Source organism: Novosphingobium sp. LASN5T (assembly GCF_003856955.1).
In the GTDB taxonomy this organism is placed as follows: Bacteria; Pseudomonadota; Alphaproteobacteria; order Sphingomonadales; family Sphingomonadaceae; genus Novosphingobium.
Window position 1 is genome coordinate 81,100 of sequence record NZ_RQSI01000013.1, and the last position, 24,147, is coordinate 105,246.

A 24,147-nucleotide genomic window follows, 5' to 3' on the forward strand; every position below is an offset into this window, starting at 1 on the left:
GCGTGCCCAGGCGGCACCCCTTCACGGCAAACAGGCTTAACGCTTTATCACCAAGCAAATTGCATCCGCGGGGATAGGTATCTCAACCTAGGTTCCCCTCAAGGCAGCCTTTGCGCCTCGATGGTTAAGAAGCATCCCAGCGAAAACGGCCGGGCCGCCAGCCCGCCGGGATCGGATGCACGCCACGCGAAGGAACCGTCACGATGCCGACCATCACCCTGCCATCGCGCTGCGATCGGGCCGCCGCCGAAGCGGTGCTGCCCTCGATGATCGCATCGCTTGGTTCAGGCCCGCTGCACATAGACGCGCGCGAATGCACGCAGATCGGGCAGGCCATGTTGCAATTGCTGGTCAGCGCGCGCCGTTCGCAAGGCGGAGCAACCATTCTCCCCTCGCCCGTCCTGCAGGACATCGCCCGCCTGGCGGGCCTGCAAGCCGACCTGTTCGATGGAGACGCGGCATGACCAGCGAGGAAATCCAGGCGATCTTCTTCGCGGAATGCGAGGAATCGCTGGCCGCGGCCGAAACCGGGCTGGCCGCCTGCCACGCGGGCACGCAGGATGACGATACCGTCAACGCGGTGTTCCGTGGCGTCCATTCGATCAAGGGTGGCGCGGGCGCGTTCGGCTTCATCGCGCTCCAGGCGTTCACGCACACGTTCGAGACGCTGCTTTCGGATGTGCGCGATGGCACCGTGCCGCTGACCGAACCGCTGATCGAGCTGCTGCTGCGCGCGCTCGATACGCTGAGCGATCATGTGGCCGCCGCGCAGGGCGCCGGCGAGACGCCGGAAGATACCGCCTTGCTGGCCGAGCTGACGGCGGCGCAAGCCGCCAACGCCGGCGGCACGGCCGCTCCGGCTCCCCAACCGAAGACCAAACCGGCCAAGAGCGCCAAGGCGAAGCCGGCACCCGAACCCGCTCCGGAGGCGCAGGACGCCCCCGATGCGGATCTCGACACCGATCTCGACGCTATGCTCGACGATCTCGCCGGGGCAATGGGCGGATCGTCGCCCGAAGCTGACAGCGAGAACGATGATGCCGAGGAGCGCTGGGAAATGCGCGTCCGGCCTCATGCCGGCGCGATGCGCAACGGCAGCGAACCGGTGCTGATGCTGCGCGAAGCCATCGAACTGGGTGGTCGCTGCGAGCTGTGCGATATCTCGGCAGTCCCGCCGCTCGACAAGATCGATCCGGAAACCGGCTATCTCGGCTGGCATTTCAGCTTTCCCGCCGACGTTATCGAAACCGCCGTTCGCGACATCTTCGATTTCATCGGTGACGAATGCGATCTCGTGATCGGGCGGGGCCTTGCCATGCCGCCGGTGCAGTTGCCCGAGCCGAAGCCCGGCAACGTCGCGCCCCCTGCCCCTACCCCTGCCCCTGCCCCGGCTTCGGCGGCGGTACGGGAACCACCGCGCCAGACGCCTTCCGCCGCGCCGCCGGCAGCGCCGGCTGCTGCTGCGGCGGCCAACCAGACGATCCGCATCGAACTGGGCAAGCTGGACCGCCTGATCGACGCGGTCGGGGAACTGGTGATCGCGCAGGCGATGATGGCGCAACGCCTGGTCAGCGAAGGCGTGGCCGCGACCGAGGAGCTGACCATCCTCGAGAGCCTGACGCGCGACATTCAGGAAAGCGCGATGTCCATCCGCGCGCAGCCGATCGGTTCGGTGTTCAGCCGTGTCCCGCGCATCCTGCGCGAACTGACCCAGTCCACCGGCAAGCATGTGCGGCTGGACGTGTCGAGCGAAAGCACGGAACTGGACAAGACCGTGATCGAGCGGCAGGGCGAACCGCTCACGCACCTGATCCGCAACGCGGTGGACCATGGCATCGAGGAAGCCGACCAGCGCGTGGCCGCCGGGAAATCCCCGGAAGGCACGCTGACGCTTTCCGCCGAACACCGTTCCAGCCGCATCGTGATCCGCATTGCGGACGACGGACGCGGCATCGATCGGGAACGCGTGCTGGCCAAGGCGATCGAGAAGGGCCTCGTGCCCGCCGATGTCCAGCTGTCGAAGGAAGAAATCGACCAGCTGATCTTCGCGCCGGGCTTTTCGACGGCGCAGACCGTTTCCAACATCTCCGGCCGCGGCGTGGGCATGGACGTGGTGCGCCAGAACGTGAAGGATCTGGGCGGCCGCATCACCATCGAATCCGAACCCGGCAAGGGCACGGCGTTCATCCTGACGATGCCGCTGACACTGGCCATTTCCGATGGCATGGTCGTCAACGTGGGCGACCAGACGCTGGTCATTCCGCTGGCCAACGTGGTCGAAAGCCTGCGTCCCGACATCGAGCAGGTGAAGGGCTTGGGCACGCAGCGCGCGATGATCAACGTGCGCGGACGGTTCATCCCGATCATTTCGCTGCACGCGTCCGTGGGCGCGGTGGGCGCCACCGAAGCGCCCGACCACGGCGTGCTGATCGTGGTGGAAACCGAAGGCGCGGGCCGCGCGGCGCTGCTGGTCGATGCCATCCGCGATCAGCGGCAGGTCGTGATCAAGAGCCTCGACACGCATTACCGGTCCGTCGAAGGCGTGGCCGGGGCGACGATCCTCGGCGACGGGCGCGTGGCGCTGATCATCGACGTGGACGGCCTGGTCGCGCGCAGCCTGTCCGCCTCCGCCGCGCAGACGCCGACGCAGGCGCAGGAGGCCGCATGAACATCGCCGCCGCGTTCGAGCCATCGATGCCCGGGATCAGCCCGGGCATCTACGACAACGACGATTTCACCGCCATCAGCGAGATCGCACACCGCGAGGCCGGGCTCGTCCTGCCGCCGGGCAAGGCCATGCTCGTCTATTCGCGCCTGGCCCCCCTGGTGCGGGATTCCGGCTGCGCCACGTTCGGCTCCTATGTCATGCGCATCCGCGAGGACAACGAGGAACGGTCGCGCGCGATCTGCGCCCTCACCACGAACCACACGTTCTTCTATCGCGAAGCGCATCATTTCGAGCATTTTGCGCAGGAATTGCGGCCGGACTTCGTGAAGCGGCTGGAACGCGGCGGCAAGCTGCGCATCTGGTCCGCCGGCTGCTCCAGCGGCGAGGAAACGTGGTCGCTGCTGATGACCCTGCTCGGCCCCGAACGGAACGCCGGGCTGGCGATCGCCCAGCGCGACGTGCGGATGCTGTCCAGCGACATCGCGGTCCACGCGCTGCACAAGGCCAGTGCCGCCCGCTACCGCGCGGAGGACCTGAAGCCGGTGCCCGAACGCCTGCGCGAAGCCTGGTGCCGGATCGACGGCACAGATGCCACGATCGCGCCGGAAATGCAGGCCCTCGTCCGTTTCCGCTCGCTCAACCTGCAAGGCCCCTGGCCCATGCGCGGGGAGTTTGACGTCATCTTCTGCCGGAACGTCATGATCTATTTCGACACGCCCACCAAGGAACGGCTGGTGGCCCGCTTCGCACAGCAGCTGGCGCCGGGCGGGCATCTCTACATCGGCCACAGCGAGCGCGTGACCGGGCCGGCGCTGGAACACCTTACCAGCGTTGGGCCCACGATCTATCGCAAGGGAGACAGACGATGAGCCAACGCCCGATCCGCGTGGTCGTCGTCGAGGATTCTCCGACCATGCGCGCTATCCTCCACACCCGCCTGTCCAGGGAGGGCGACATCGAGGTGGTCGCGTCTGCCGCGAACGCCGCCGAAGGCCGCCAGATGATCCGCGAGCTGGACCCCGACGTGGTCACGCTCGACGTGGAAATGCCCGGCATGAACGGCCTGGATTTCCTCGAGAAGATCATGAAGCTGCGCCCCACGCCCGTCATCATCGTCTCGGGTGCGACCCAGCAGGGCAACGAAACCACCGCCCGCGCGCTCACGCTGGGCGCGGTGGAGTGTTACGCCAAGAGCCAGATTTCGGGCACGCTGCCGCTCGACGATGGCGGAAAGCTGGCGCGCCTGGTGCGCGATGCCGCGAAAGTGCGCTTCGCGAACGACGCCGCGCCGGCCGCGCCGATCACCGCCGCGCCCCCTCCCCCGCCTCCGGCGGACCGAAAGGGGCCGCCCAAGGTCATTGTCATCGGCTCGTCCACCGGGGGCGTGGAAGCCCTGCACACGTTGCTTTCGGAGTTTCCGGCCGATTGCCCGCCCACGCTGGTGGTCCAGCACATCAACGAGCGGTTCACCGCCGCGGTGGCGCGCACGCTGGACGAAACCTGCGCCGCGAACGTGGTGCTGGCGCAGCCCGATCTTCCACTCCGGCCGGGCCACATCTATTTCCCGCCGGACAACGACCGCCACCTTCTGATCGGCGGCCCGCAAATCCTGCGCACCAAACTGCGCGGGGGCGATCGCATCTCCGGCCACCGGCCCAGCGTGGACGCCCTGTTTCAGTCGGCGGCGGACGTGGTGGGCAAGGACGCGATCGGCATCCTGCTGACCGGCATGGGGGCCGACGGCGCCAAGGGCCTGCTCTCCATGGCCCGCGCCGGCGCGCTGACGATCGCGCAGGATGAAGCAACCTGCGCGGTCTTCGGGATGCCCCGGGCCGCCATCGCGCTGGGCGCCGCCAGCATCGTCGCGCCGATCGACCAGATCGCCCGGCATACTTTCAGCAAGGTTGCCTGACATGTACCATCGACCTCTTGTTGTTTCCCATCCGCAGCGGCGAACGGTCATGCAGGGTCAGGCCTTCGCCAGCGACAGCGTGGACGAGGAATTCACCACCGTCCTGGGCAGTTGCGTGTCCACCTGCCTCTATGATCCGGAGGTGCGCGTGGGCGGCATGAACCACTTCCTGCTGGCCGAGCCGCCCAGTGCGAACCCGTCCGCGGCGATCGACGTTCACTACGGCGTCTATCTGATGGAAGTGCTGGTCAACGAGATGCTGGCCCGGGGCGCGCGGAAGCACCGGCTGAAGGCGCATCTTTACGGCGGCGCGAACGTGAACCGGACGATGATGAAGATCGGTTCGATCAATGCGGAGTTCGCCCGTGGTTTCCTGACCCGCGAAGGCATCGTGCTGATGCGCGAGGACCTGGGCGGCACGCAGGCGCGCCGCGTCGATTTCCGGCCGGCATCGGGGCAGGTCCGCTGCCGCTTGGTGGAGGAACGCCTTGCCCCGCCCGTTCAACCCACCACCCGCCCGCAAAAGGCGTCGGGCGACGTCGAACTGTTCTGACAGGAAACCCCTCTTACTCGAAAGCGAACCACGACATGACCAAATCCACCCGAATCCTGACCGTCGACGACAGCCCGAGCATGCGTGCCCTGCTCAACCACGCCCTTGCCTCGAACGGCTTCGACGTGGCGCAGGCCGAAGACGGCATGGCCGCGCTCGATTGGCCGGAAAGCAACGAAGTCGATGTCGTCATCACCGACATCAACATGCCCCGCCTCGACGGCTTCGGCCTGATCGAACGCCTGCGCGAAGGCGAACGGCACCGCGATCGCCCGATCCTGGTGCTCACCACCGAAAGTTCGGACGAGAAGAAGGCGCGCGCCCGCGCCGCCGGCGCGACCGGGTGGATCGTGAAGCCGTTCGATCCGGCCAAGCTCGTCGCGGCGGTGCGCCGTGTCACCCACTGATGGCTGGACGGGAGACAAGCCGATGATCCGCGAACTGATCACTTTCGAAGTCGAAGGCCAGGTTTTCGGGCTGGACATCATGTCCATCCGCGAGATCCGCGCCTGGTCACCCACCACGCGCCTGCCCCGCGTGCCTTCCTATGTCGCGGGCGTGGTCAACCTGCGCGGCACCGTGCTGCCCGTGGTCGATCTTGCCGCCCGCCTCGGCTGGAACCCGACCGAACCCACCCCCCGCCACGCGATCATCGTCACCCAGATGGATGCCCAGATCGGCGGATGGATCGTGGATGCCGTCAGCGACATCGTCACCGTGCCGGAAGAGGCGTTGCAGCCGCCCCCGCCCAGCACCGGCCACGACACGGTCATTCCGTTCCTCGAAGGGCTTGCCGCCATCGACGAACGCATGGTCATGGTTCTCAACCTCGCCGCGCTGAGCAACGAAGCCCAGCTCGCCGAAGCCGCCTGACGCATGGAGGATATCGATGAACCAGGAGGCAACCCACCGGCAGATCGCCATCGTCCTTGAGGAACTGTCGCAGGAAGTCGAAGCGCTCGGCGCGTCGCTCTGCCTCGATCCCGATATCGTCGTCCGCCACATGACCACCCTGCAGGCGATCGACATGATCGGCCAGAAACAGCGTTCGCTCGCCTCGCTGCTGACGGCCGATTGCCCGGCCGCCAGTATCGAGAAGATCGCCATCGACGCGCTGCGGGAAAGATTGCGCCTGTTCGGATAGCATCTCGACCTGCCCGGAGCGGGCAGCGCGCGCCGACGCGTCCGCCCGCTCCGACCGTCTGCCGCCCGTCTGCCTTCCCCAGGCGGATGCGAAATTGTGGGGAACCCCGCCGATGGCGGCTGGACTTCGCCCGTGGCCCTGCGCCATGGAATGTCCCCATGTGGCAACTCTATCAGTTTCCCCTTTGCCCGTTCAGCCGCAAGGTTCGCCTGCTGCTTAGCGAAAAGGGTGTCGGCTATGAACTGTGGCGCGAAAATCCGTGGGAACAGCGCGACGAATTCACGCGCATGAACCCGGCCGGCCGCACGCCGGTGCTGCACAATCCGGAGCGCGAGATCACGCTGGTCGACAGCCGGGCGATCTGCGAATACTTCGAGGAAACGGTCGACAAGACGCCGATGATCAACGGCACCGCCGCCAACCGCGCCGAAATACGCCGGCTGGTGGCGCTATTCGACGAAAATTTCTTCGCCGACGTAACGCACCCGCTGATGGAAGAACGGATGCGCAAGCGGCTGATCTACCGCCAGCCGCCGGACAGCCGCCTGCTGCGTGAAGCGATGCGGCTGGCCAACGCCCATCTCGACTATATCGACTACCTGATCGACAACCGTCCCTGGCTGGCCGGCGCAACGATGAGCCTCGCCGACCTTGCCGCCGCCGCGCAGATTTCGGTGGCGGACTACCTCGGCGGCATCGACTGGTCACAGCACGAACAGGCGCGCGGCTGGTATTCGGTGTTCAAGAGCCGGCCCAGCTTCCGTCCGCTCCTGTCCGAACGCATGGACGTGATCCAGCCGCCCTCGCACTATGGCGACGTGAACGCCTGACCCCGGCGTTCACGCGCTGCCTTGGCCGGAATCAGGCCGCGCGGGGCTTGGAACCGAAACGGCCCTGCTTGCGGAAGCGAACCATCCACCGCTCCAGGAACAGCGCCAGCGGTCGCGGATGCACGCCCAAGTCGCGGATGCCCGGCAACGTTCCCGTCGCGGCACTACCCGCCTTGAGCAGCAACCACTGATCCCGCGTCAGCGGTGCGCCGGGCAGCCAGCCGAAAGCCGCGATCAGGCCGGACACGCCATCGGGCAGATCGATGAACGTGCGCTCGCGCGCTTCTGCCCGGGCGATCCGGCGGTTGAGATCGCCCATCGTGATCACTTCGGGCCCCGCCAGTTCATAGACCTTGCCCGCATGGGCTTCAGGATGCGCCAACGCGTTGCCGACCGCTTCGGCCGCGTCGTCCACGCTCAGCGGCTGCAACCGCGCATCCGGACCGAATACCGGCACCACCGGGAACGCCGCGATGATCCGCCCGAACATGGTGACGAACTGGTCATCGTCGCCAAACAGCACCGACGGGCGCAGGATCGTTGCGCCGGGGAACGCGGCGCGCACCGCCGCCTCGCCTTCGGCCTTGGTCCGCGCGTAGGCCACGGGCGACCCGGCGTCGGCGCCCAGCGCCGAGATATGCACGAACGCGCCCGCCCCGGCCTGCGCCGCCGCGGCGGCGATGCGCCCGGCGCCCTCGCCTTGAATCGCGTCGAGATCGCCCTTGAAGGCCCCGACCAGGTTCACGACCGCGTCCGCACCAAAGACGGCGGCGGCGACCGCATCAGGCTTGTTCACATCCACGCGCAGGAACTGCACCTGGCCAAGATTGCCCAGCGGCTTGAGATGAAACGCCTTTTCCGGATGCCGGCTGCAGATCCGCAGGCGCGCGCCGCGTGCCAGCAGTTCCTGCGCCAGATGCGTGCCGAAAAAGCCGCTGCCGCCGATCAACGTGACCAGCCTGCCTTCAAGATCGCGCGTCCTGCCCTTGCCCATATCCGTCAACCCGCCAGAAAATAGCCGTGCGCGGACCGGATTGCCCGCCGCGCGTGCGAAAGCCTTTGCACGCTGCAATGGCCAAATTCAATGGCCTAGAAAAAGAGTCGGCACCATTCGACACGTCGCGGTTGACACCCGCGAATCCATCCCGTATCGGCGCGCTCCTACCCGGCGATGAGCGTTCTGGCCCATCACCTCCGTGCCCAGATGGCGGAATTGGTAGACGCACCGTCTTCAGGTGGCGGCGCTCGAAAGGGCGTGGAGGTTCGAGTCCTCTTCTGGGCACCATTTGTTCTTCTCGGAACATCCCAAAAAGTGTATTAAACCCGCAGAAATCCAAGGGAATTGGCCCTTGGATCGTGCCGGATCGTCCCGCCTTTTCTCGGGGGTTCCGCACATTTTTGCGGGCCTTTTGCGGGCTTTTGCAAAAACCACATTGGGAAAAGGCCCGCACATGCCTCTGACCGAAACTCGGCTTCGCGCGCTCAAGCCAAAGGACAAACCGTACAAGGTCGCCGATGATCGCGGATTGTACATCGAGGTCTCTCCATCGGGCGGCAGACTCTGGCGATTTCGCTATCGAATCGGCACCGTGGAGAAGAAGCTCTCGATCGGCTCCTATCCCGAAATCAATCTCAAGGACGCGCGCCAAGCCGCCTACGAGGCTCGCGTCAAAGTCGCGTCGGGCGGTGACCCGGCGATGGAGAAGCGCAAGCAGAAGATCCGTTCGGAATTCCTTTCCGCCCAGACATTCGAGGCGGTGGCACGCGAGTACATCGATGAGATGATGGTGCAGAACGGCCGGGCGGATGCGACGATCATCAAGGCGAACTTCTTCCTCGACCAGCTGACAGATGCCATCGGCAGTCGTCCGATTGACGAGATCGAGCCATTCGAGGTGCTGGCTCCCCTCAAGCGCCTCGAAGCGAAGGGCAAGCACGAAACCGCCAAGAAGACCCGATCCTTTGCGAGCCGTGTATTTCGCTATGGGGTTGCCACGACGCGCTGCAAAGGCGACCCTACGACCATGCTCCGCGGGGCGCTGATCACGCCCAAGGCAAAGCACTATGCCGCGATCCTTGAGCCGAAGGACCTTGGCGGGCTGCTGCGTGCGATCCAGGACTACACTGGCAACTTCATCACCCGGTATGCCCTGCTCATCGCACCTCATGTCTTTGTACGCCCTGGCGAGCTGCGGCATGCCGATTGGAAGGAGATCGACCTGGAAGAAGGCGTCTGGCGCATCCCGGAGGGCAAGATGAAGGCGCGCCGTCCTCATGCCGTGCCGTTGTCCACGCAGGTGGTCGGGTATCTCAAGGAACTTGCCGAGATGGTCGGTACCGAGGGCTATGTGTTCCCCTCCGCCCGTGCTTCTGTTCGCCCGATGAGTGAGAACACCTTGAATGCCGCCTTTCGCCGAATGGGCTTCACAAAGGACGAGGTCACCGCTCATGGTCTGCGGGCAACCGCTTCTACCATGCTGAACGAGAGCGGCCTCTGGAATCCGGACGCGATCGAACGAGGATTGGCTCATGGTGACAGCAACGCCGTTCGCGGCGTCTATCACCGTGGCAAGCACTGGGATGAACGTGTCCGCATGGCACAGTGGTGGAGCGACTACCTCGATACGATCCGGGAGGGCGGTAAGGTCATAAATGTGGCGTTCGCCAAGGGATAAGCTCAGTTTGACGGAGCTCGGTTCCAAACTGGCAAGCGATATTGTGGTGGGTTTCGAATTCCTCACGCTGGCGAACAAAACAAAAACACGATAGTCTTCCCCTGCATTCCGCGGAGGGCCGCATGTTCGATGAGCTATCCCGTATCATTCGTCAGTTGGACGGGCAGAAGATTACCGTCACGCCGGATATCGCAGTCGACGAAGACGGATACATCGACCGCGAGTGTCCTCACGACGACTGCATGTTCGAATTCAAGGTCCATGATCAAGATTGGCGTGAAATCGTGCGCGATGAAGTGGTGTTCTGCCCTTTTTGCGGACACGCGGCCGATGCTCAGAAATGGTGGACAACCGAGCAAATCGAGAAAATTCAGGAGCAGGCCCTCGCGCAGGTAAAAGGCAAAATCAACCAGGCGATGCGCCGTGATGCTGACGCCTTCAATCGGCGCCAGCGCAAAGGCAGCTTCATCACCATGAAAATGAAGGTCGATCGTGGCTTTCGTGAAGTTGTCCTACCCGCGTCTGCAGCGGAGCCGATGCGACTCAAGCTGACTTGCGAGGAATGCTCTTGCCGCTTCGCAGTGATCGGTTCTGCGTTCTTTTGCCCCTCGTGCGGACACAACAGCGCCGAACGAGTATTTCGGCAGTCGCTCGAAACAATCCGCGCTTCGCTTGACGCGATCCCGGCAATCCGGAGCGGGATCTCTGATGCCGATGCGTCAGAGAATACCATTCGCCTGCTCACCGAAGCAGGCCTTCAAAACGTCGTCATGGCTTTCCAGCGTTTTGCAGAAGCACTTTACCAGCATCAGCCAGATCCAATCAGAGTCCGACGAAACGCGTTCCAGAATCTCCCTGAAGGAAGCCAGTTATGGCGAACGGCCTTCGGAAAGGGCTTTGACGATCACCTGAGCACCTCGGAACTCACCGAACTGACACGCATCTTTCAGCAGCGGCATCTCTTGGCGCACCGCGAAGGCATTGTGGATGTAGACTATATTTCACGGAGCGGAGACCCGACCTACCGTGAAGGACAGCGCTTGGTCATCCGGGAGTCAGTTGTACGAAAGGCGCTGCAGCTCGTCGAAAAGCTTAGCGTAGGAATGGCAGCGGACGTCGCGCCCTCTGATTAGCTTGCCTGGCCTGCGTCCGGGGTGCTCCTCAACCGCTCGAAGCGATCAGCCACTTCGCGCCACATGGCGACACCACCGTCATCGTTTACAGACGTAAGGCGCTCGACCTGACCCGAAATGTAGGTCGCGCCTTGATCACCGTGGTTCTTCTCGACCCACAAAGCCACGGCCCAGAGTTCCTGGTCACGGTTCAACACCAAGGTTCGCGTTGTCCCGTCCAGGTGCGAGCAAGGCCTTCGCTAACGAGCTGATCTCCAAGTGATCGGCCGCCCCGAACGACAACCCGCAGCTTGCGCCCAAATCGGTCTTCATCGCGATTTCCGATCGGCCGGACCTGGAAAGCGCCTTCGTTCAGTAGGTCGCGAAGCCGGTAAGTCGCTTTCATCCCAAGCTGGTATTCAGCGTCACACTTGGGTTCGCTGATCTCGGGGGTATCGATGTCTGCAATCCTGATCTTTTCACCCTCGAGCCAGAAGGTGTCGCCATCAACGACGCAAGTGTGGCGCGTGATTCCGCACAAATCGAAGCGCGGAGAGGTGCTTCCGGCCATCAGCGAAAGCTTAGGTGCAAGTTCTGAGGATGCGATCGAGGTCAGAACGGACATCGGCCAATTCAATGCCAGCATCCCGCCAACAAATACGATCGAAAACGCGCCTAATCCCAACATCCACTCCTTGCGCCGACGCTTGTCGCGCTGCTTCTTCAGCTTGTCCCGGAAATCGAAGCGAACGACATTATCATCCTTCGTGCCTCGATCTTCCTTTCGAGCCATCAAACTCGGCCTTCCCCACTCAAGCAATCGCTTCTTCTTTTAACCCTAGACGAACACCTTTCATATGCGCGAGCCAATTGCTTGCCATCGTTCAAGCACGCTGCGGACATAGCCAGGCGTCTCGCTGTTTCGGGGAATACCGCCAGCACGCAAAACCGCTCCAGGCCCTGCATTGTAGGCGGCGAGGGCGAGATGGATCTGCCCGAACTTGTCCAGCATCTCGCGTAGGTAGCGTGCCCCTCCATCAATGCTCGAGACAGGATCATGCCGGTTCGTGACGCCGAGGTAGCGAGCCGTACCCGGCATCAACTGTGCCAGCCCCGCCGCGCCGGCAGGGCTGATCGCCATCGGATTGAACCGTGATTCGGTCCAGATCAGCGCCTGTAATAGGCCCGGGGGAATGGCGTAGCGAAGCTCTGCCTCTCGGACGTTTGCCGAATAGATCATCTCGCGAAAGGTGGGCTCAAAGGCCGCCTTGCTCGGCCCCACATTCATCTGGCCCGGAGTCGGAAGGGCCGGCTCGACAGCCTCAGGCATTGCAGCTGTTGGTCGATGCTCGAAAATCGCAAAGGATGGCGCGTCCAGCTGGGCCGAGACTTGCACCGCTGGAACGGCCGCCAGGAGCATCCCGATCATTCCAAATCTGCTCATCTTCCATCTCATCGCATTGCCTCGAATCGAAATGGAACGTATGGTGAACAAGGGGGTGTAGGTGAACTTGACGAGCGCGGGATCGAAGGTGGTGTCGGCGCCGGCATAGGCCGCGCCGGCACCGGCAAGCGCCACCAGCGCGGGCAGGATGTAGTCCTTGAGCTGGGTGCGCCGGGGAAGCTGGAGAGGGGTATTCATGAGGCAAGGCCTTTCGAGGATTGAAGGAGCAGCAAGCGGTCGGCCCGTTCGCTGTCTGTTCTTCGTGGTCCCTCGATGCCCCTGTAGGAAATCGCGACCGTCGTCTGGGGCCTGCCGACTAAGCAAAAAGCGACATCCACCGGTGTGTGAGCCGGGAATCGCGCTGCCTTGATCTCTTTGAGCGCCGATCTGGCCGAAGATCGCGCGAACCGGGCCGGAGTCTGCGCCGAAGCGGTCGGTCTCTGCGCGAATCGCTGAGCGCGACTGATTCGCGCCTTCCTCAATGTTCCTTTTATGTTCTTTTCGTTTTCCTACAGCCTTCCTCTTCCGATAGCCGGTGAGTCGATCATTCAAGCCAGAGGAGAAACAGCAATGATCGACATGGGCGTACTTGGTGAAAGCCAGACCCGGCGCGACCTCGCGCACCTTCTGCACACGGCGGTCGAACGGAGCGGTCGCAACCGCTGCGAAATCGCGCGTGAGGCAGACCTTCATAAAGACGCGCTACGCCGGACGCTGTGCGGCGAACGAAGCCCGAGCCTTGGCGAAGCGCTGCGCATCCTCGCCTCATCCGGCATGGCGCCGCACGCTCACCTGCTGCTGTTCTTGGGGGCCGGCGGCGACCAGGCAACCCGGTGGCTTCAGACCGACATCGCCCAATTCTTCGAGGAACTGGTCGGCGAACTTCCCTCCGCGCTCGAGCGCGTCCTTGGCAACCAGGTCCATGACGTGAAGCCCCGTTGGGCCAAGGGAACAGCCCACCGGGTGGCGAGGCTTCTTTCCGACCACATCGACGAGCTCGAACGCAAGGATGCACTGCTGGGTGAAGGCGGTACGGGCTTCGGAGGGCGTCATGGCTGAAACAGAACCATTGGCTTCAACTGAGCAACGCCGAATCACCCGTCTCATCCGGCTAAAGGAGGTCCAACATCGCGTCGGTCTCGGCCGATCCACGATCTACCGGTGGATGGCTGAAGGGAAGTTCCCGAAACCGGTTCAGCTGGGTGGATATGCCGTCGCGTGGGCGCAAGAGGACATCGACGATTGGATCTGCAATAAACGCGAAATCTGATTCTGAAGGCCCCCATGTCACTGACGATATTCAAGGAATTCGCTCCGGTGCTCGCCCAGCTCAGCGATGCCGAAATCAACCATCCGCAATCTGATCCAAAATTGCAGATGGCTGGCGAACGCATCGGCGCGCGCCATGTAGAGATGATTTACGCTCCTTTCGATCACATCAACCCGTCGGCCCGCGTCGTTATCATTGGTATGATACCGGGCCGGTTTCAGGCCACCAATGCACTGCGCGCTGCGCGAACTGCATTGGTGCAAGGTCGACCAATCGAAGAGGCGGCGGCTGCCGCCAAGACTTTTGCCAGCTTCTCGGGCGAACCCATGCGGACCAACCTCATCCGCATGCTCGACGCCATCGGCCTTGCGAAATGGCTGGGACTGCCCTCCGCGGCCGCGCTATGGTCCGAACGGAATGACCTGGTCCACTTTACCTCGGCTCTTCGCTATCCGGTTTTCGTCGACGGACAGAATTGGTCTGGCACGCCCGATATGGTGAAGACACCAACTCTGCGTCATTGGTTGGAAGCTTACACTGGTCAGGAACTGCGCGCCTTGCCTGACGCTATCCTCGTGCCCCTTGGTCCAAAAGTTGCTACGGCGATGCAGGCCTTGGCGGCTCAAGGCCTACTCGACGAACGGCGCATCTTGGTCGGTCGCCGCATCCCAGCGGGGCCAATGCCGAGAGAATTGCCTACTTCTTGGGCGACAAAGCAGCAGAGCGCTGCTCAGCCAAGACCAACACCGCCACGATTTCGCAGGCCAAGGTTGACCTGCAGGCTCGAGTTCGCGCTTTCACCAATGCCTGAGCATGCCATCAGTGCGATCGCTCACAAAAAACGTTATAATACTGACGCTTCATTCGGGCCGGATGAGACCCGCACGGCACGCCAACCGATCTTGCCGGTCTTGCCGGTCTTGCCGGTCTTGCCGGTCTTTTCCGCGCGTCTAACCGCAAGGCAAGAAACGTCGTATTTTTGCCCTGTAGCGAAAATCACTGCCAAATCAGGCGGTACGAAAATGTCATCCCGGGGAGTGCGGATGAAGGCGAAGGACTTGCCTTCGTGACGCTCCAATCGCCCCGACATTGTTTCGCACAAGCCCGGCAATTCGACAGCTTGTGAGGACCGCCAGTCCAACGGTGGACCGTCGGGTTCTGCGCGCCCCACTTCCAAAGTTGTCCCTGCTACGAGGTCGGCAATCTGGGGGAACCTGGCGTGTTTCAGCGCAATTCCCGAATTTACGCCCGTGGCAATATAGCTGAGCGCCTTGTCCTTGTTAACGTGATCAACGACCCCTTGGACATAGGTAAGGCTCTTGCGATCCAAACTGCGAAGAAGTGCCGTTGCCGCCGAACTCGCATCGGGCAAATCTTGCATGCTGCCATCGCCATTGATGCGCGAAAACCACTCGCTGCTTGCTGACTGCTGCAGTTCCTGGGGGATCTTGTACCCTGACTGTTCGCGGTATTTAAGCGCAAGCGATGTTTGGCGGGCAGCTTCGGCGTAGCGCTTTGCCAACGCAAGTCGATGGGCGAGATGGATGCGAATTTTCGCCACCTCTTGCTCTTCTCTTGCGAGTTGAGTGGCGTACACAAAACAGATCAACGCATCGTCGGGCCGTGACTTCTCGAGTATCTCGCCGAGCAAGGCCCAGGTCTAAGCGGCGCGGGACTGGCGCCGTAAGACCGGTGCCAAGCGCTTGATCGCAAGTTCATCTTCTCCGCGAGCCAGGTGAGCTTTGCTCTGGTAGTAATTTAGCCACTGATCGCTGGGATTTTCGACTAATGATTTGTCGAGAATGCCCAATCCCCAGTCAATCAACTCGGAAGACGATTGACCATCGGCAAGACGTGCTGCAGCTTCTCTGCAGATCGCACGTCGGAAGCGCTGTTCCAGGCTGTCGATTGTTTTGCCTTTGTCATTGACGAACGGCTGCCGATCATCATCGGAAAAATCATCTGTCCCGGCCCAACGCGCAAATCCGAGAAACTCGCGCCAGTCCTTCGAAACCTTGCCCGCCAGACGCAGCATCTGGGAAAAGGCGGTATCGCGTCGCAGAAGGTCTGCGAACTTGACAAATTCCCGCATGGATGGCGTGAATTGGTTGTTCAATTCAGTGGCGGACAAATGACCTGTCTCGTAGCGCCCCACCACATCCTTCATCTGGTCATAGAGCACCCAGGCGTATGCGCGCAGAAACCAGACATCGCGAGCATTCGCTTCGTAATTTTGTCTGGCCACATCCAATGCCTCGGATGAACGCCCCTGCTTTCGCAGTTTAAAGATTGTGTCGGATGTCATGGGTTGGTCGCTGCATCCGCTGACATCAGCCTCTGCACATCCTCGTAAAGCCCTTTGGTGCGGCCCGGACCGCCAACTTCCTGCGCGGCCGTCCAGGTCGACTTGCTGTTGAACGAAAAGTCGATATCCCCGCGTCGTGAAGCATCGGCAAAACTGACACGCAGACGATATGGAGATAATTCAACGCCGGTGCGTGCGATAGGCGACCCAGCCAGCGCACGGTCCATCAAGTCGAGGAACTTTTGGATGAATGCGTCCGGCCGGATGGCATCTTTCTTCCCGGCCACCTCGCCGAGAATGTCCAGCGCCTCACCGGCAAGGAGGCGGTCTGACACCGACCCTGGAGCCTCCGGGCTTGTCGCCAAAGATCGGCGATCCGGTAATCAATCATCCCCAAACCATCGTCGGTGAGACGCAAAAGTTGCAGTCGCAGGAAGCACGCCAGTTCGAGAATTTTGCGCTCACCGCGCATCCGCCTGAGCGTCGCGGGCTTGCGGTACAACATCGATCGCGCCTGAGCTTTCAGCATTCCGGTCGACAAGCCGAGGTCCAGCTTGTCGGCACCAAGCTTTTCAAGAAATCGATCTTCGCGATATGGTCGGCGAGGCCTTTGGTCTTACGAGAGGATGGGCCGTCTCGAAGCCATTCGAGCCGCGTTTTGCCGGTTGTTATCGTCTCCGACAGTCCCGGCAGCCAGGCCTTCGTCTGCTCCGCTCCGACTGCGGTCATGACGCCGGCCAACAGCCCCGCATCATGGTGGCGCCGGGCGGCTATTGCCGAACTCCTCAGTCGCCGCGAGGGAAGTTGGATATAGCGATGGTCAGCGATCCATGCACGCGCAGCTCGTTCTAAGTCGTCCGCCAGGAATTTGTCGCCGGCCTCGCGTCGCAGATGGCCGTTTAGCGCGCGTTCGCCATGTTCGGTGAGGTCGCGCAAACCCAGAGCCCGCTTGGCCACCTCCTGGTGCTCAAAAAGGGTGCGCCGTCGACGATACAGCGCACGGATCGAAGCCAGGTGCGGCGGCGCAATTTCGAGTTCAGCGCCCAAATGAGCCAGCACACGCGTTGGAATCATCTCAACGGAATTGAGCGGCGTTCCGGCGAGCCGCAGGAAACCGATCTGCAGCGCCACGCCCAACCTGTACAATGGACGACGTCGGCGGTTGACAGTTCGCCGCTCATCCTCGGCGAACGAGAAGAAATGCGCAATTTCAGAATCGGTCAAGTCGTCTGGAAACCGGTCCCCACCAAGATATTGTCGAAGTGGTGCGCCCACGACTCGATCCTCCTTAGGATGAGCCTACACACCGCAGGCAAAAGGTCGTAAAATCTGGCGGCCAATAAATATCAATGGCTTACTGATTTCTATCGATGTTAAATCTTATATTTCCGCAACTTGCTTAGTGGCACTTTTTGCACAATGGCTACGAGAACCCATATTTGCGCCTCCGAAAAATTTGATCTCTTCATCACACACTCCGTATCCTGGACCTCCGTTCATAACTGGAATTTTCCAGCTCCGAACGGTCCAAGATTCCGGGTGCAGGTCAGCCGGCGGTGAACGCGCGGTAATCGCTGGCAATTACTAAGAATGAGTCTGTGCCTGCCTCAATCCGGTCCGGAACCGATCGGTCGCTTCGACCAGTTCGCTGACGCCACCGACTGCCTCGACAGGTTGCTCACAGCTTTTCCGGTTCTGCAGGAGCGTCAAAGCTTGCCCGTCAGTTCCGGGACCAGGGTGAACAGGTCGCCCACGAGGCCGATGTCGGCGACTTGGAAGATCGGGGCGTCCTCGTCCTTGTTGATGGCGATGATGGTCTTGGAGTCCTTCATGCCGGCCAAGTGCTGGATCGCGCCCGAGATGCCGACGGCGATGTAGACTTCGGGGGCCACGATCTTGCCGGTCTGGCCGACCTGGTAGTCGTTGGGCACGTAGCCTGCATCGACCGCCGCGCGGCTCGCGCCGATGCCAGCGCCGAGCTTGTCGGCGAGCGGGGTGATGATCTGTTCGAAGGTGGCCGCATCCTTCAGCGCGCGGCCGCCCGAGACGATGATCTTGGCGCTGGTCAGTTCGGGGCGCTCGCTCTTGGCGATCTCGGCGCTGACGAAGCTGCTGAGGCCGCTGTCGGCGGTGGCGCTGACGGTCTCGACGCTGGCATTGCCCCCGCTGGTGGCGGCCTTGGCAAAGGCGGTGCCGCGCACGGTGATGACGAGCTTGGCGTCGCTGGACTCGACCGTGGCGATGGCGTTGCCGGCGTAGATCGGGCGGGTGAAGGTCCTGGGCCCCTCGACCGAGAGGATGTCCGAGATCTGCATGACATCGAGCAATGCTGCGACGCGCGGCGCGACGTTCTTGCCCGTGGTGGTGGCAGGCGCAACGAAGGCGTCGTAATCCGCCATCAGGCCTGCGACGAGCGGGGCGACGTTCTCCGCCAGCGCATTGTCGAGGCTGGCGTCGTCGGCCTTGAGCACCTTGGCCACGCCCGCGATCTGCGCGGCGGCCTGTGCGGCACCATCGCAGTTGGCGCCGGCGACCAGCGCGGTCACTTCGCCAAGCTGGCCCGCAGCGGTGACGGCGGCGAGCGTGGCGTCCTTGACGCTGGCGTTGTCGTGTTCGACCAGAACGAGAACCTTGGTCATCGTATCATTCCTTTCAACCCAACCCCGTTCGTGTCGAGCGAAGTCGAGACACTGCGAGCGTGGCTCGACTTCGCTCGAGCCGAAAGGAGGTGGTGAGTGTTCAGGCTACGCCCAATTCCTTGAGCTTGGCAACCAGCGCATCGACGTCGGGCACCTTGATCCCGGCGCTGCGCACCGGCGGTTCGGTGACCTTGAGCGTCCTGAGGCGCGGTGCGATGTCGACGCCGTAGTCGGCAGGCGTCTTGTTCGCGAGCGGCTTGGACTTGGCCTTCATGATGTTGGGCAGCGAGGCATAGCGCGGCTCGTTCAAACGCAGGTCGGTGGTGACCACGGCGGGCAGAGCCAGCTTCACCGTCTGCAGACCGCCGTCGATCTCGCGCTTGACCACCACGGCATCGCCCTCGACCGAGACCTCGTTGGCGAAGGTCCCCTGCGGGCGGCCGAGCAGCGCGGCGACCATCTGGCCGACCTGGTTGCTGTCATCGTCGATCGCCTGCTTGCCCGTGATGATCAGGCCGGGGGCTTCCTCGTCGGCAATCCCCTTGATGATCTTGGCCACCGCCAGCGGCTCGACCTCGACGCCGTCATCGACCTGCACCAGGATCGCCCGGTCCGCGCCCATCGCCAGCGCCGTGCGCAGCGTCTCCTGCGATTTCGCAACGCCCACCGACACCGCCACGATCTCGGTCACCACGCCCTTCTCCTTCAGGCGTATCGCTTCCTCGACCGCGATCTCGTCAAACGGGTTCATGCTCATCTTCACGTTCGCAAGATCAACCCCCGTGCCATCCGCCTTCACCCGAGGCTTCACGTTGTAGTCGATCACGCGCTTCACGCAGACCAGGGCTTGCATGGGCAAACATCTCCGACGGCAAGGATGTCTATCGACCACGGATGGGTTCGTTCAAAGGAATGGGAGACAGCGGAACCCAAGTTCGCCGATGAATTTCCTCAATAGTAATAAAAAGACCGAGGAGCTATCGGCATCGACATTGTTGGCAAATGATACTGGCAATTATCTGGTTCAGAAAATCGCAGTTCAAAGAAGCCGTAGGTTGATGAAGACGCCGTAGCTACCTCGGTAAGGGTGGAACTTTACTTACGAAAAAATGCCTGAACCACGCCTCAGAACTTATAGGAGAGATCCACGCCGAACCGGCGCAGCGCGCCGCCTGCGATAAAGTCGCCCCCGAATTCCGGCGCGATCACAACGTCTTCAACGTAGTGCTTGTTGAAAAGGTTGGTAGAAAATGCCGAAATCGAAAAACTGCCGACATCGACGCCCAGCCTTGCGTTGACCGTCGCGAAAGTATCGCGTGTGGAATTGTCGTAAGTAGCCGGTAAGCCGAAGATCGTGGGTGTGGTATTTCGCTGAACCGTGTGAAATGGCGTCGGACCGACAACCCTGAAGTCGACACGGCCGACAAGATTGACAAGATCCGTGACGGGGGCGTTCATCTGAACGCCCCCGTTGATCGAAAAGTCAGGCGTCGCAGGAGATTTGTTTCCTACCGTATAAGGGCGGCCGGAATTCTTCTTGATTTCGCTCTTTGTATAATTCCCGTTGACAAACATCTTGAAAATTGGGGAGATCCTGTAGTCAATCGATCCTTCTATTCCGTAGATTTTCACCTTGTCGATGTTCGAGGTGCTGCGCAGCAAGCCGAAATCACCCACGAAGAATTCAAAGAACTGCATATTCTTGACGTTGGTCAGGAAGCTTGCCACCTCGAAGTTGAGGCCGTTGAACGGACGTCCCTTCACCCCAATCTCAAACGCGCTGTTGGTTTCCTTCTTGATCAGGTCCGGAACCGAGATTCCCGCGCTGATGCCCACGGGCGGTGGTGGATTGAAGTAGCCGTTGATGATCGCCTCGGTGCCTGCCGGATTGAAGCCGCCAGCCTTGAAGCCGATGCCCCAGTTCCCGAAGATCGTGAGATCATTGTTCGGCTTGTAGGTGATCGTTATCTTCGGCTGGAGTTGCTTGAAGGTTGAAGAAATCGGCGCGATCACCCCAGATGGGTTGTATGCCGGATCAAGGCCGGGGTTGAGGAAATAGTTCGAGGGAGTCGTCGCGGTTCCAATCGGATACCCGGTACGCGGATTGCCAACCCAGCGCGTGCGAGCATTTACCGGAACATTGTTGATACGGTCACGCGCTTCGATATCATAGCGTAGCGCGACACCGAGGCGCAGCTTGTCGGTAGCGTCCCAGTCTCCGGCCGCAAATGCGGCATAAACATTGGTCCGATAGTTGTCATCTGTCAGGTTTTCGGTCGGGAAGCGGGGGTCCATCGTAAAGCACTGACGCGTCCCGCCAAGTCCCGTGTCAAGCGTCAGGTTCACACAAACCCGCCTGTCGATGAAGATGTAGCTTCCACCCAGCTGCCAGTTGAAGGAAGAGCCTTCCCCACCCATGAGCCGGATTTCGGAAATTACGTCTGTCTGCGTACGGCGATTGCCCTGGATGCCGTCGCAAGTGGAAGGCGAATAGGGCATCGCAAAGCCGAATGCCGCATTGTATTTCGTGAACGGTGCCTGGTTGACAACCCCTGCGGTGGCCGCACGGCTGCGGAGGCAGGTCGGTTCATTGTTGAAGAAGCCGAACGCGCCGCTGGTCCCACCGGCAATGTATTCGTTCTTGTTGTTGTTATATGCGACAACACCGATCAGCGAACCGAAGTCGAAATTCTGTCGCAGCCTCATCGATGCGCCATAAGTCCGCTGCCAGTGCTTGGCCTCGGTGTCATCGGTAAAGATGAACTTGTGATCGCTGACCTTTGCGTTGAATATCGGATCGTTGAACGCCTGGGCGAGCGTAGGAATCTGGAAAACCGCATTGAAGCTCAGTGCGCCGCCGTGGCTCCTGCCATAGTTGGCCTTCAGGTCGATTTCGGTATCGTCCGAAGGTGCCAGCAGGATTCGCCCGAAGAGGTTCAGCTTGTTGTAGCTGTCTACCGATGCCGGATTGCCGCGATAACCATAGACGCTCTGATGCAAATCCGATCCGACAAACGTGTTGCGATAATAGCCGTCCGACTTGGTCCACTCACCGTTAAGTACGAACCCGACACTGTCGGTGATGGGGCCGCTCAACAGTCCGGACATGAGGTACGTATTGTCGTTCGCGACACGCCCCTTGATCTGCCCGGACAATTCCGGCGTAGGCTTTTTGGTGGTGATCACGATTGCACCGGCCGACGCATTGCGCCCGTAGATCGCGCCTTGCGGACCCTTGAGGATTTCCACCTGTGCAAGCGCACCCTGGGGCTCGTTGGTCGAGGCGATACTCGTCTTGAGCACGCCATCGACCACCAAGGCAATGTTGTTCTCCGCATCGCGGGGGCTGTTCAGGCCTCTGATGTTGATCGACACGTCGGATGGATCGGTCGTCGCGGTTTGAATGGTGACACCCGATGTCAGGTTCACGAAATCGACCGCGACGCGTGCCTTGGTGTTTTCGATCGTGTCTGCGGACAGCACGGCCACCGACGCCGGGACATTCTTCAAGGATTCGTTCTGCTGCCGTGCGGTAACAATGATTTCCTCGACTTCGCTTCCGGATGAAGTCTGTTCAGCCTGGGCATCATTACTGCTCGCAACAGCCTGTGCGCTCACATTCCCAGGGATCAGCGCCAAGGCCCACGTACAGCCACACATGAGACGCGATATTGTTTTCAAATTCATTTTGCCCTCTCCCTTGCTTACCAAGCTCGGCTGTGCGCGCCGTTACAGTTGCGCATAGGTGTCCAGATGCAGACTTGGTTTCCCGTTGGGGGTAAAGCCGAAGAGGCGCATGAGTCTTGGAGATCCTTGCGAACAAGGATTGAACAATCCTGCGAGGGTGCACCAAGAAGGCTTGCCCCAATCACCCTGCATTCCGCTCAAGAAGCATCAAGGCTGCCGGCGCAGAAGGCACGCTTCTTGTCGAGCCGGAAGGGGCCACGATCCGACGGGGAACAAGCCCAATGGGGGGACACCCTTCCGGTTGCGCCCGATGGGTGGCTAGCCCGTCTTATTCACCGGCGGGGGCCTGAAGGGTTGGCGGGAGTGGCATAAGCCTCTGATCTGAATTAGGAACTGGGTGTCTACGCCGACCCTGCTGCAGGGCAGAAAATGCCACAGGCCACACCCGCCATGAAAGACGTTATCTCAACCTCATTCCGATTCCCAGCGGTCGGCGGGAAGAAGATCACAGCCGCGTTTGATGGTGGCCGACTAACCTCGGACGGCGGCGTTCTGCTGCTTGCGCAGGCCGAGCGCGCGATGGGGCTCTGCCGGCGGCTTGCGAGTTGCATCGCCGACCCGCGTGACCCGACGCGGGTGATCCATCGCCTCGATGACATCCTACGTGCCCGGGTGTTCGCGATCGCGTGCGGCTATGAAGATGCCGATGATCTCGACGCCCTGCGCGACGATCCGGGCTTCCGCCTGGCGCTGGGCAAGTTGCCGGGATCGGGCGCGGGGCTTGCCAGCCAACCGACGATGAGCCGCTGGGAGAATGCTCCGACCACACGTGAGCTGGCCAGGATGATGGCTGAGATGATCGGCGTCTACTGCGCCAGCTATCCGGCTCCACCGGCGGCGGTGACGCTGGACCTCGATGATACCTGCGATGTCGTGCACGGCTATCAGCAGTTGTCCTTCTGGAACGGGCATCACGGTGAGCGCTGCTTCCTGCCGATCCATGTGTACGACACCGCGACCGGTCGTCCGGTCGCGATTCTGCTGCGCACCGGCAAGACGCCGTCGGGCGCCGAAGTTGCCGGCCACATCCGGCGCCTGGTGCGTCATATCCGCCGGTACTGGCCGGAAACGCACATCACCTTCTGCGGCGACGGGCATTATGGCCGCCCCGAAGTCAAGGCCTTCTGCGAGGCCCACCGCGTCGATTACGTGTTCGGCTTGCCGACCAATGCCGCGCTGCGTGCTGATACGGTCATCGTTGCCATCGTCGATGCCTGCGCGGTCAAGCGGGCCACGGCCCAGTATCCGGTCCTGCGCAACTATGCCGAAACGCACTACGGCGCGAAGAGTTGGAAGTGCCAGCGCCGCGTCGTCGCCCGGATCGAGGCCAGCACGCTGGGCATGGACATCCGCTATGTCGTCACCTCACTGACCGAAGGCTCAGCCGAGCATATCTATGACACGCTCTACTGCGCGCGCGGCCAGACCGAAAGGCTGATCAAGCGCCACAAGGCTCAACTCGCTAGCGATCGCACCTCGTGCCGATCCGCCAACGCCAACCAGATGCGCCTCATCCTCCACACCGCTGTCTACTGGCTGATGTGGCGCATCCAACAGGAAATCCCCAAGACAGCCGCGCTCGCCACAGCCGAGTTCGCAACGCTACGCCTGCGGCTGCTCAAGGTCGCTGCCCGCGTCATCGAAACCTCCTCGCGTATCCATCTCGCCTTCGCGTCAGCCTGCCCGGACGCCGGCGTGTTCAAAGCCATCGCCACCATTCTCCGGCCAGCACCGACATAGCCAGTGCGGCAGTGCCGATGAAAGCCCGAGCCCTCGTCCATCAACCTCGAAAAGCCCATCGCTCCTGCTGCGGGGAAAAACGCCGGCGCCGGCGCTCGCCCAGATCAC

General features: G+C 61.9%; 24 protein-coding genes and 1 tRNA gene. 15 read left to right on the top strand and 10 right to left on the bottom strand.

The window, feature by feature from the left end; translation table 11 throughout:
- Positions 1 to 203 precede the first annotated feature (203 nt).
- The 9 genes from EH199_RS10835 to EH199_RS10875 all read left to right on the top strand — a co-directional run bounded on the left by EH199_RS10835 (position 204) and on the right by EH199_RS10875 (position 7,107).
- Positions 204 to 464, top strand: a complete 261-nt coding sequence (locus EH199_RS10835; protein ID WP_124809273.1) for an STAS domain-containing protein — start codon at positions 204 to 206, stop codon at positions 462 to 464.
- A complete protein-coding gene (locus EH199_RS10840; protein WP_124809274.1) occupies positions 461 to 2,668 on the top strand; it encodes a chemotaxis protein CheA in 2,208 nt (735 codons plus the stop codon). The genes EH199_RS10835 and EH199_RS10840 overlap by 4 nt, the downstream gene beginning before the upstream one ends.
- Positions 2,665 to 3,537, top strand: coding sequence for a protein-glutamate O-methyltransferase CheR (locus EH199_RS10845; RefSeq protein ID WP_124809275.1), 873 nt, complete (start codon positions 2,665 to 2,667; stop codon positions 3,535 to 3,537). The genes EH199_RS10840 and EH199_RS10845 overlap by 4 nt, the downstream gene beginning before the upstream one ends.
- Positions 3,534 to 4,580 carry a chemotaxis-specific protein-glutamate methyltransferase CheB gene (gene cheB, locus EH199_RS10850; RefSeq protein ID WP_124809276.1) on the top strand — a complete coding sequence of 349 codons (1,047 nt, stop codon included), beginning with the start codon at positions 3,534 to 3,536 and terminating at the stop codon, positions 4,578 to 4,580. Before EH199_RS10845 ends, cheB begins: the two co-directional genes overlap by 4 nt.
- Position 4,581: 1 nt before the next feature.
- Positions 4,582 to 5,133 (top strand): chemotaxis protein CheD, encoded by a 552-nt coding sequence (locus EH199_RS10855; RefSeq protein ID WP_124809277.1) that lies wholly within the window; start codon positions 4,582 to 4,584, stop codon positions 5,131 to 5,133.
- A gap of 35 nt (positions 5,134 to 5,168) precedes the next feature.
- Positions 5,169 to 5,540 carry a response regulator gene (locus EH199_RS10860; RefSeq protein ID WP_124809278.1) on the top strand — a complete coding sequence of 124 codons (372 nt, stop codon included), beginning with the start codon at positions 5,169 to 5,171 and terminating at the stop codon, positions 5,538 to 5,540.
- Between the two features lie 22 nt (positions 5,541 to 5,562).
- Positions 5,563 to 6,006 (top strand): chemotaxis protein CheW, encoded by a 444-nt coding sequence (locus tag EH199_RS10865; RefSeq protein ID WP_124809310.1) that lies wholly within the window; start codon positions 5,563 to 5,565, stop codon positions 6,004 to 6,006.
- Positions 6,007 to 6,022: 16 nt separating this feature from the next.
- Complete coding sequence (locus tag EH199_RS10870) at positions 6,023 to 6,277, top strand: hypothetical protein (RefSeq protein ID WP_124809279.1); 255 nt, start codon at positions 6,023 to 6,025, stop codon at positions 6,275 to 6,277.
- A gap of 158 nt (positions 6,278 to 6,435) precedes the next feature.
- The gene (locus EH199_RS10875; RefSeq protein WP_124809280.1) at positions 6,436 to 7,107 is read left to right on the top strand and encodes a glutathione S-transferase family protein; all 672 of its coding nucleotides are present in this window, start codon (positions 6,436 to 6,438) and stop codon (positions 7,105 to 7,107) included.
- A 31-nt stretch (positions 7,108 to 7,138) separates the two neighbouring features.
- Here EH199_RS10875 and EH199_RS10880 read toward each other — a convergent pair whose 3' ends face one another.
- Positions 7,139 to 8,101: a complex I NDUFA9 subunit family protein gene (locus EH199_RS10880; protein ID WP_124809281.1), complete on the bottom strand. Its 963-nt coding sequence runs from the start codon at positions 8,099 to 8,101 to the stop codon at positions 7,139 to 7,141.
- 204 nt (positions 8,102 to 8,305) lie between these two features.
- Here EH199_RS10880 and EH199_RS10885 point away from each other — a divergent pair.
- From EH199_RS10885 to EH199_RS10895, 3 genes are all read left to right on the top strand, one after another.
- Positions 8,306 to 8,392, top strand: a tRNA-Leu gene (locus tag EH199_RS10885).
- 166 nt (positions 8,393 to 8,558) lie between these two features.
- The gene (locus EH199_RS10890; RefSeq protein ID WP_066700011.1) at positions 8,559 to 9,782 is read left to right on the top strand and encodes an integrase arm-type DNA-binding domain-containing protein; all 1,224 of its coding nucleotides are present in this window, start codon (positions 8,559 to 8,561) and stop codon (positions 9,780 to 9,782) included.
- Between the two features lie 122 nt (positions 9,783 to 9,904).
- Positions 9,905 to 10,915 (top strand): hypothetical protein, encoded by a 1,011-nt coding sequence (locus EH199_RS10895; RefSeq protein WP_066700013.1) that lies wholly within the window; start codon positions 9,905 to 9,907, stop codon positions 10,913 to 10,915.
- Positions 10,916 to 11,105: 190 nt separating this feature from the next.
- Here the strand turns inward: EH199_RS10895 and EH199_RS10905 are convergent, their stop codons facing one another.
- Both EH199_RS10905 and EH199_RS10910 read right to left on the bottom strand, forming a co-directional pair.
- The gene (locus EH199_RS10905; protein ID WP_223806614.1) at positions 11,106 to 11,687 is read right to left on the bottom strand and encodes a thermonuclease family protein; all 582 of its coding nucleotides are present in this window, start codon (positions 11,685 to 11,687) and stop codon (positions 11,106 to 11,108) included.
- Between the two features lie 60 nt (positions 11,688 to 11,747).
- On the bottom strand, positions 11,748 to 12,338 hold the full coding sequence (locus EH199_RS10910) for a lytic transglycosylase domain-containing protein (protein ID WP_124809312.1): 591 nt from the start codon (positions 12,336 to 12,338) through the stop codon (positions 11,748 to 11,750).
- Positions 12,339 to 12,908: 570 nt separating this feature from the next.
- Here EH199_RS10910 and EH199_RS10915 point away from each other — a divergent pair.
- On the top strand, positions 12,909 to 13,397 hold the full coding sequence (locus tag EH199_RS10915) for a hypothetical protein (RefSeq protein WP_124809283.1): 489 nt from the start codon (positions 12,909 to 12,911) through the stop codon (positions 13,395 to 13,397).
- Positions 13,390 to 13,608: an AlpA family transcriptional regulator gene (locus tag EH199_RS10920; RefSeq protein ID WP_124809284.1), complete on the top strand. Its 219-nt coding sequence runs from the start codon at positions 13,390 to 13,392 to the stop codon at positions 13,606 to 13,608. The genes EH199_RS10915 and EH199_RS10920 overlap by 8 nt, the downstream gene beginning before the upstream one ends.
- A gap of 844 nt (positions 13,609 to 14,452) precedes the next feature.
- Here the strand turns inward: EH199_RS10920 and EH199_RS10930 are convergent.
- The 7 genes from EH199_RS10930 to EH199_RS10960 all read right to left on the bottom strand — a co-directional run bounded on the left by EH199_RS10930 (position 14,453) and on the right by EH199_RS10960 (position 22,239).
- The gene (locus EH199_RS10930; RefSeq protein WP_124809285.1) at positions 14,453 to 15,259 is read right to left on the bottom strand and encodes a hypothetical protein; all 807 of its coding nucleotides are present in this window, start codon (positions 15,257 to 15,259) and stop codon (positions 14,453 to 14,455) included.
- A gap of 9 nt (positions 15,260 to 15,268) precedes the next feature.
- Positions 15,269 to 15,913: a hypothetical protein gene (locus EH199_RS10935; RefSeq protein WP_124809286.1), complete on the bottom strand. Its 645-nt coding sequence runs from the start codon at positions 15,911 to 15,913 to the stop codon at positions 15,269 to 15,271.
- Positions 15,910 to 16,248 carry a hypothetical protein gene (locus EH199_RS10940; RefSeq protein WP_124809287.1) on the bottom strand — a complete coding sequence of 113 codons (339 nt, stop codon included), beginning with the start codon at positions 16,246 to 16,248 and terminating at the stop codon, positions 15,910 to 15,912. Before EH199_RS10940 ends, EH199_RS10935 begins: the two co-directional genes overlap by 4 nt.
- A 187-nt stretch (positions 16,249 to 16,435) precedes the next feature.
- Positions 16,436 to 17,188 (bottom strand): DUF4158 domain-containing protein, encoded by a 753-nt coding sequence (locus EH199_RS10945; protein WP_124809288.1) that lies wholly within the window; start codon positions 17,186 to 17,188, stop codon positions 16,436 to 16,438.
- A 431-nt stretch (positions 17,189 to 17,619) separates the two neighbouring features.
- Positions 17,620 to 18,552: an electron transfer flavoprotein subunit alpha/FixB family protein gene (locus EH199_RS10950; protein ID WP_124809289.1), complete on the bottom strand. Its 933-nt coding sequence runs from the start codon at positions 18,550 to 18,552 to the stop codon at positions 17,620 to 17,622.
- Between the two features lie 100 nt (positions 18,553 to 18,652).
- On the bottom strand, positions 18,653 to 19,405 hold the full coding sequence (locus EH199_RS10955; RefSeq protein ID WP_124809290.1) for an electron transfer flavoprotein subunit beta/FixA family protein: 753 nt from the start codon (positions 19,403 to 19,405) through the stop codon (positions 18,653 to 18,655).
- 272 nt (positions 19,406 to 19,677) lie between these two features.
- On the bottom strand, positions 19,678 to 22,239 hold the full coding sequence (locus tag EH199_RS10960) for a TonB-dependent receptor (protein ID WP_124809291.1): 2,562 nt from the start codon (positions 22,237 to 22,239) through the stop codon (positions 19,678 to 19,680).
- A gap of 429 nt (positions 22,240 to 22,668) precedes the next feature.
- On the opposite strand from EH199_RS10960, the gene EH199_RS10965 reads away from it, so the two are divergent.
- A complete protein-coding gene (locus EH199_RS10965; protein WP_124809292.1) occupies positions 22,669 to 24,039 on the top strand; it encodes an IS1380 family transposase in 1,371 nt (456 codons plus the stop codon).
- Positions 24,040 to 24,147: the final 108 nt, after the last annotated feature.

Bases quoted from the DNA above. Each gene is read 5' to 3' on its own strand.
- EH199_RS10835 (WP_124809273.1), top strand. From the start codon at position 204: ATGCCGACCATCACCCTGCCATCGCGCTGCGATCGGGCCGCCGCCGAA.
- EH199_RS10840 (WP_124809274.1), top strand. From the start codon at position 461: ATGACCAGCGAGGAAATCCAGGCGATCTTCTTCGCGGAATGCGAGGAA.
- EH199_RS10845 (WP_124809275.1), top strand. From the start codon at position 2,665: ATGAACATCGCCGCCGCGTTCGAGCCATCGATGCCCGGGATCAGCCCG.
- cheB (WP_124809276.1), top strand. From the start codon at position 3,534: ATGAGCCAACGCCCGATCCGCGTGGTCGTCGTCGAGGATTCTCCGACC.
- EH199_RS10855 (WP_124809277.1), top strand. From the start codon at position 4,582: ATGTACCATCGACCTCTTGTTGTTTCCCATCCGCAGCGGCGAACGGTC.
- EH199_RS10860 (WP_124809278.1), top strand. From the start codon at position 5,169: ATGACCAAATCCACCCGAATCCTGACCGTCGACGACAGCCCGAGCATG.
- EH199_RS10865 (WP_124809310.1), top strand. From the start codon at position 5,563: ATGATCCGCGAACTGATCACTTTCGAAGTCGAAGGCCAGGTTTTCGGG.
- EH199_RS10870 (WP_124809279.1), top strand. From the start codon at position 6,023: ATGAACCAGGAGGCAACCCACCGGCAGATCGCCATCGTCCTTGAGGAA.
- EH199_RS10875 (WP_124809280.1), top strand. From the start codon at position 6,436: ATGTGGCAACTCTATCAGTTTCCCCTTTGCCCGTTCAGCCGCAAGGTT.
- EH199_RS10880 (WP_124809281.1), bottom strand. From the start codon at position 8,101: ATGGGCAAGGGCAGGACGCGCGATCTTGAAGGCAGGCTGGTCACGTTG.
- EH199_RS10890 (WP_066700011.1), top strand. From the start codon at position 8,559: ATGCCTCTGACCGAAACTCGGCTTCGCGCGCTCAAGCCAAAGGACAAA.
- EH199_RS10895 (WP_066700013.1), top strand. From the start codon at position 9,905: ATGTTCGATGAGCTATCCCGTATCATTCGTCAGTTGGACGGGCAGAAG.
- EH199_RS10905 (WP_223806614.1), bottom strand. From the start codon at position 11,687: ATGGCTCGAAAGGAAGATCGAGGCACGAAGGATGATAATGTCGTTCGC.
- EH199_RS10910 (WP_124809312.1), bottom strand. From the start codon at position 12,338: ATGAGCAGATTTGGAATGATCGGGATGCTCCTGGCGGCCGTTCCAGCG.
- EH199_RS10915 (WP_124809283.1), top strand. From the start codon at position 12,909: ATGATCGACATGGGCGTACTTGGTGAAAGCCAGACCCGGCGCGACCTC.
- EH199_RS10920 (WP_124809284.1), top strand. From the start codon at position 13,390: ATGGCTGAAACAGAACCATTGGCTTCAACTGAGCAACGCCGAATCACC.
- EH199_RS10935 (WP_124809286.1), bottom strand. From the start codon at position 15,913: ATGACATCCGACACAATCTTTAAACTGCGAAAGCAGGGGCGTTCATCC.
- EH199_RS10950 (WP_124809289.1), bottom strand. From the start codon at position 18,552: ATGACCAAGGTTCTCGTTCTGGTCGAACACGACAACGCCAGCGTCAAG.
- EH199_RS10955 (WP_124809290.1), bottom strand. From the start codon at position 19,405: ATGCAAGCCCTGGTCTGCGTGAAGCGCGTGATCGACTACAACGTGAAG.
- EH199_RS10960 (WP_124809291.1), bottom strand. From the start codon at position 22,239: ATGAATTTGAAAACAATATCGCGTCTCATGTGTGGCTGTACGTGGGCC.
- EH199_RS10965 (WP_124809292.1), top strand. From the start codon at position 22,669: ATGCCACAGGCCACACCCGCCATGAAAGACGTTATCTCAACCTCATTC.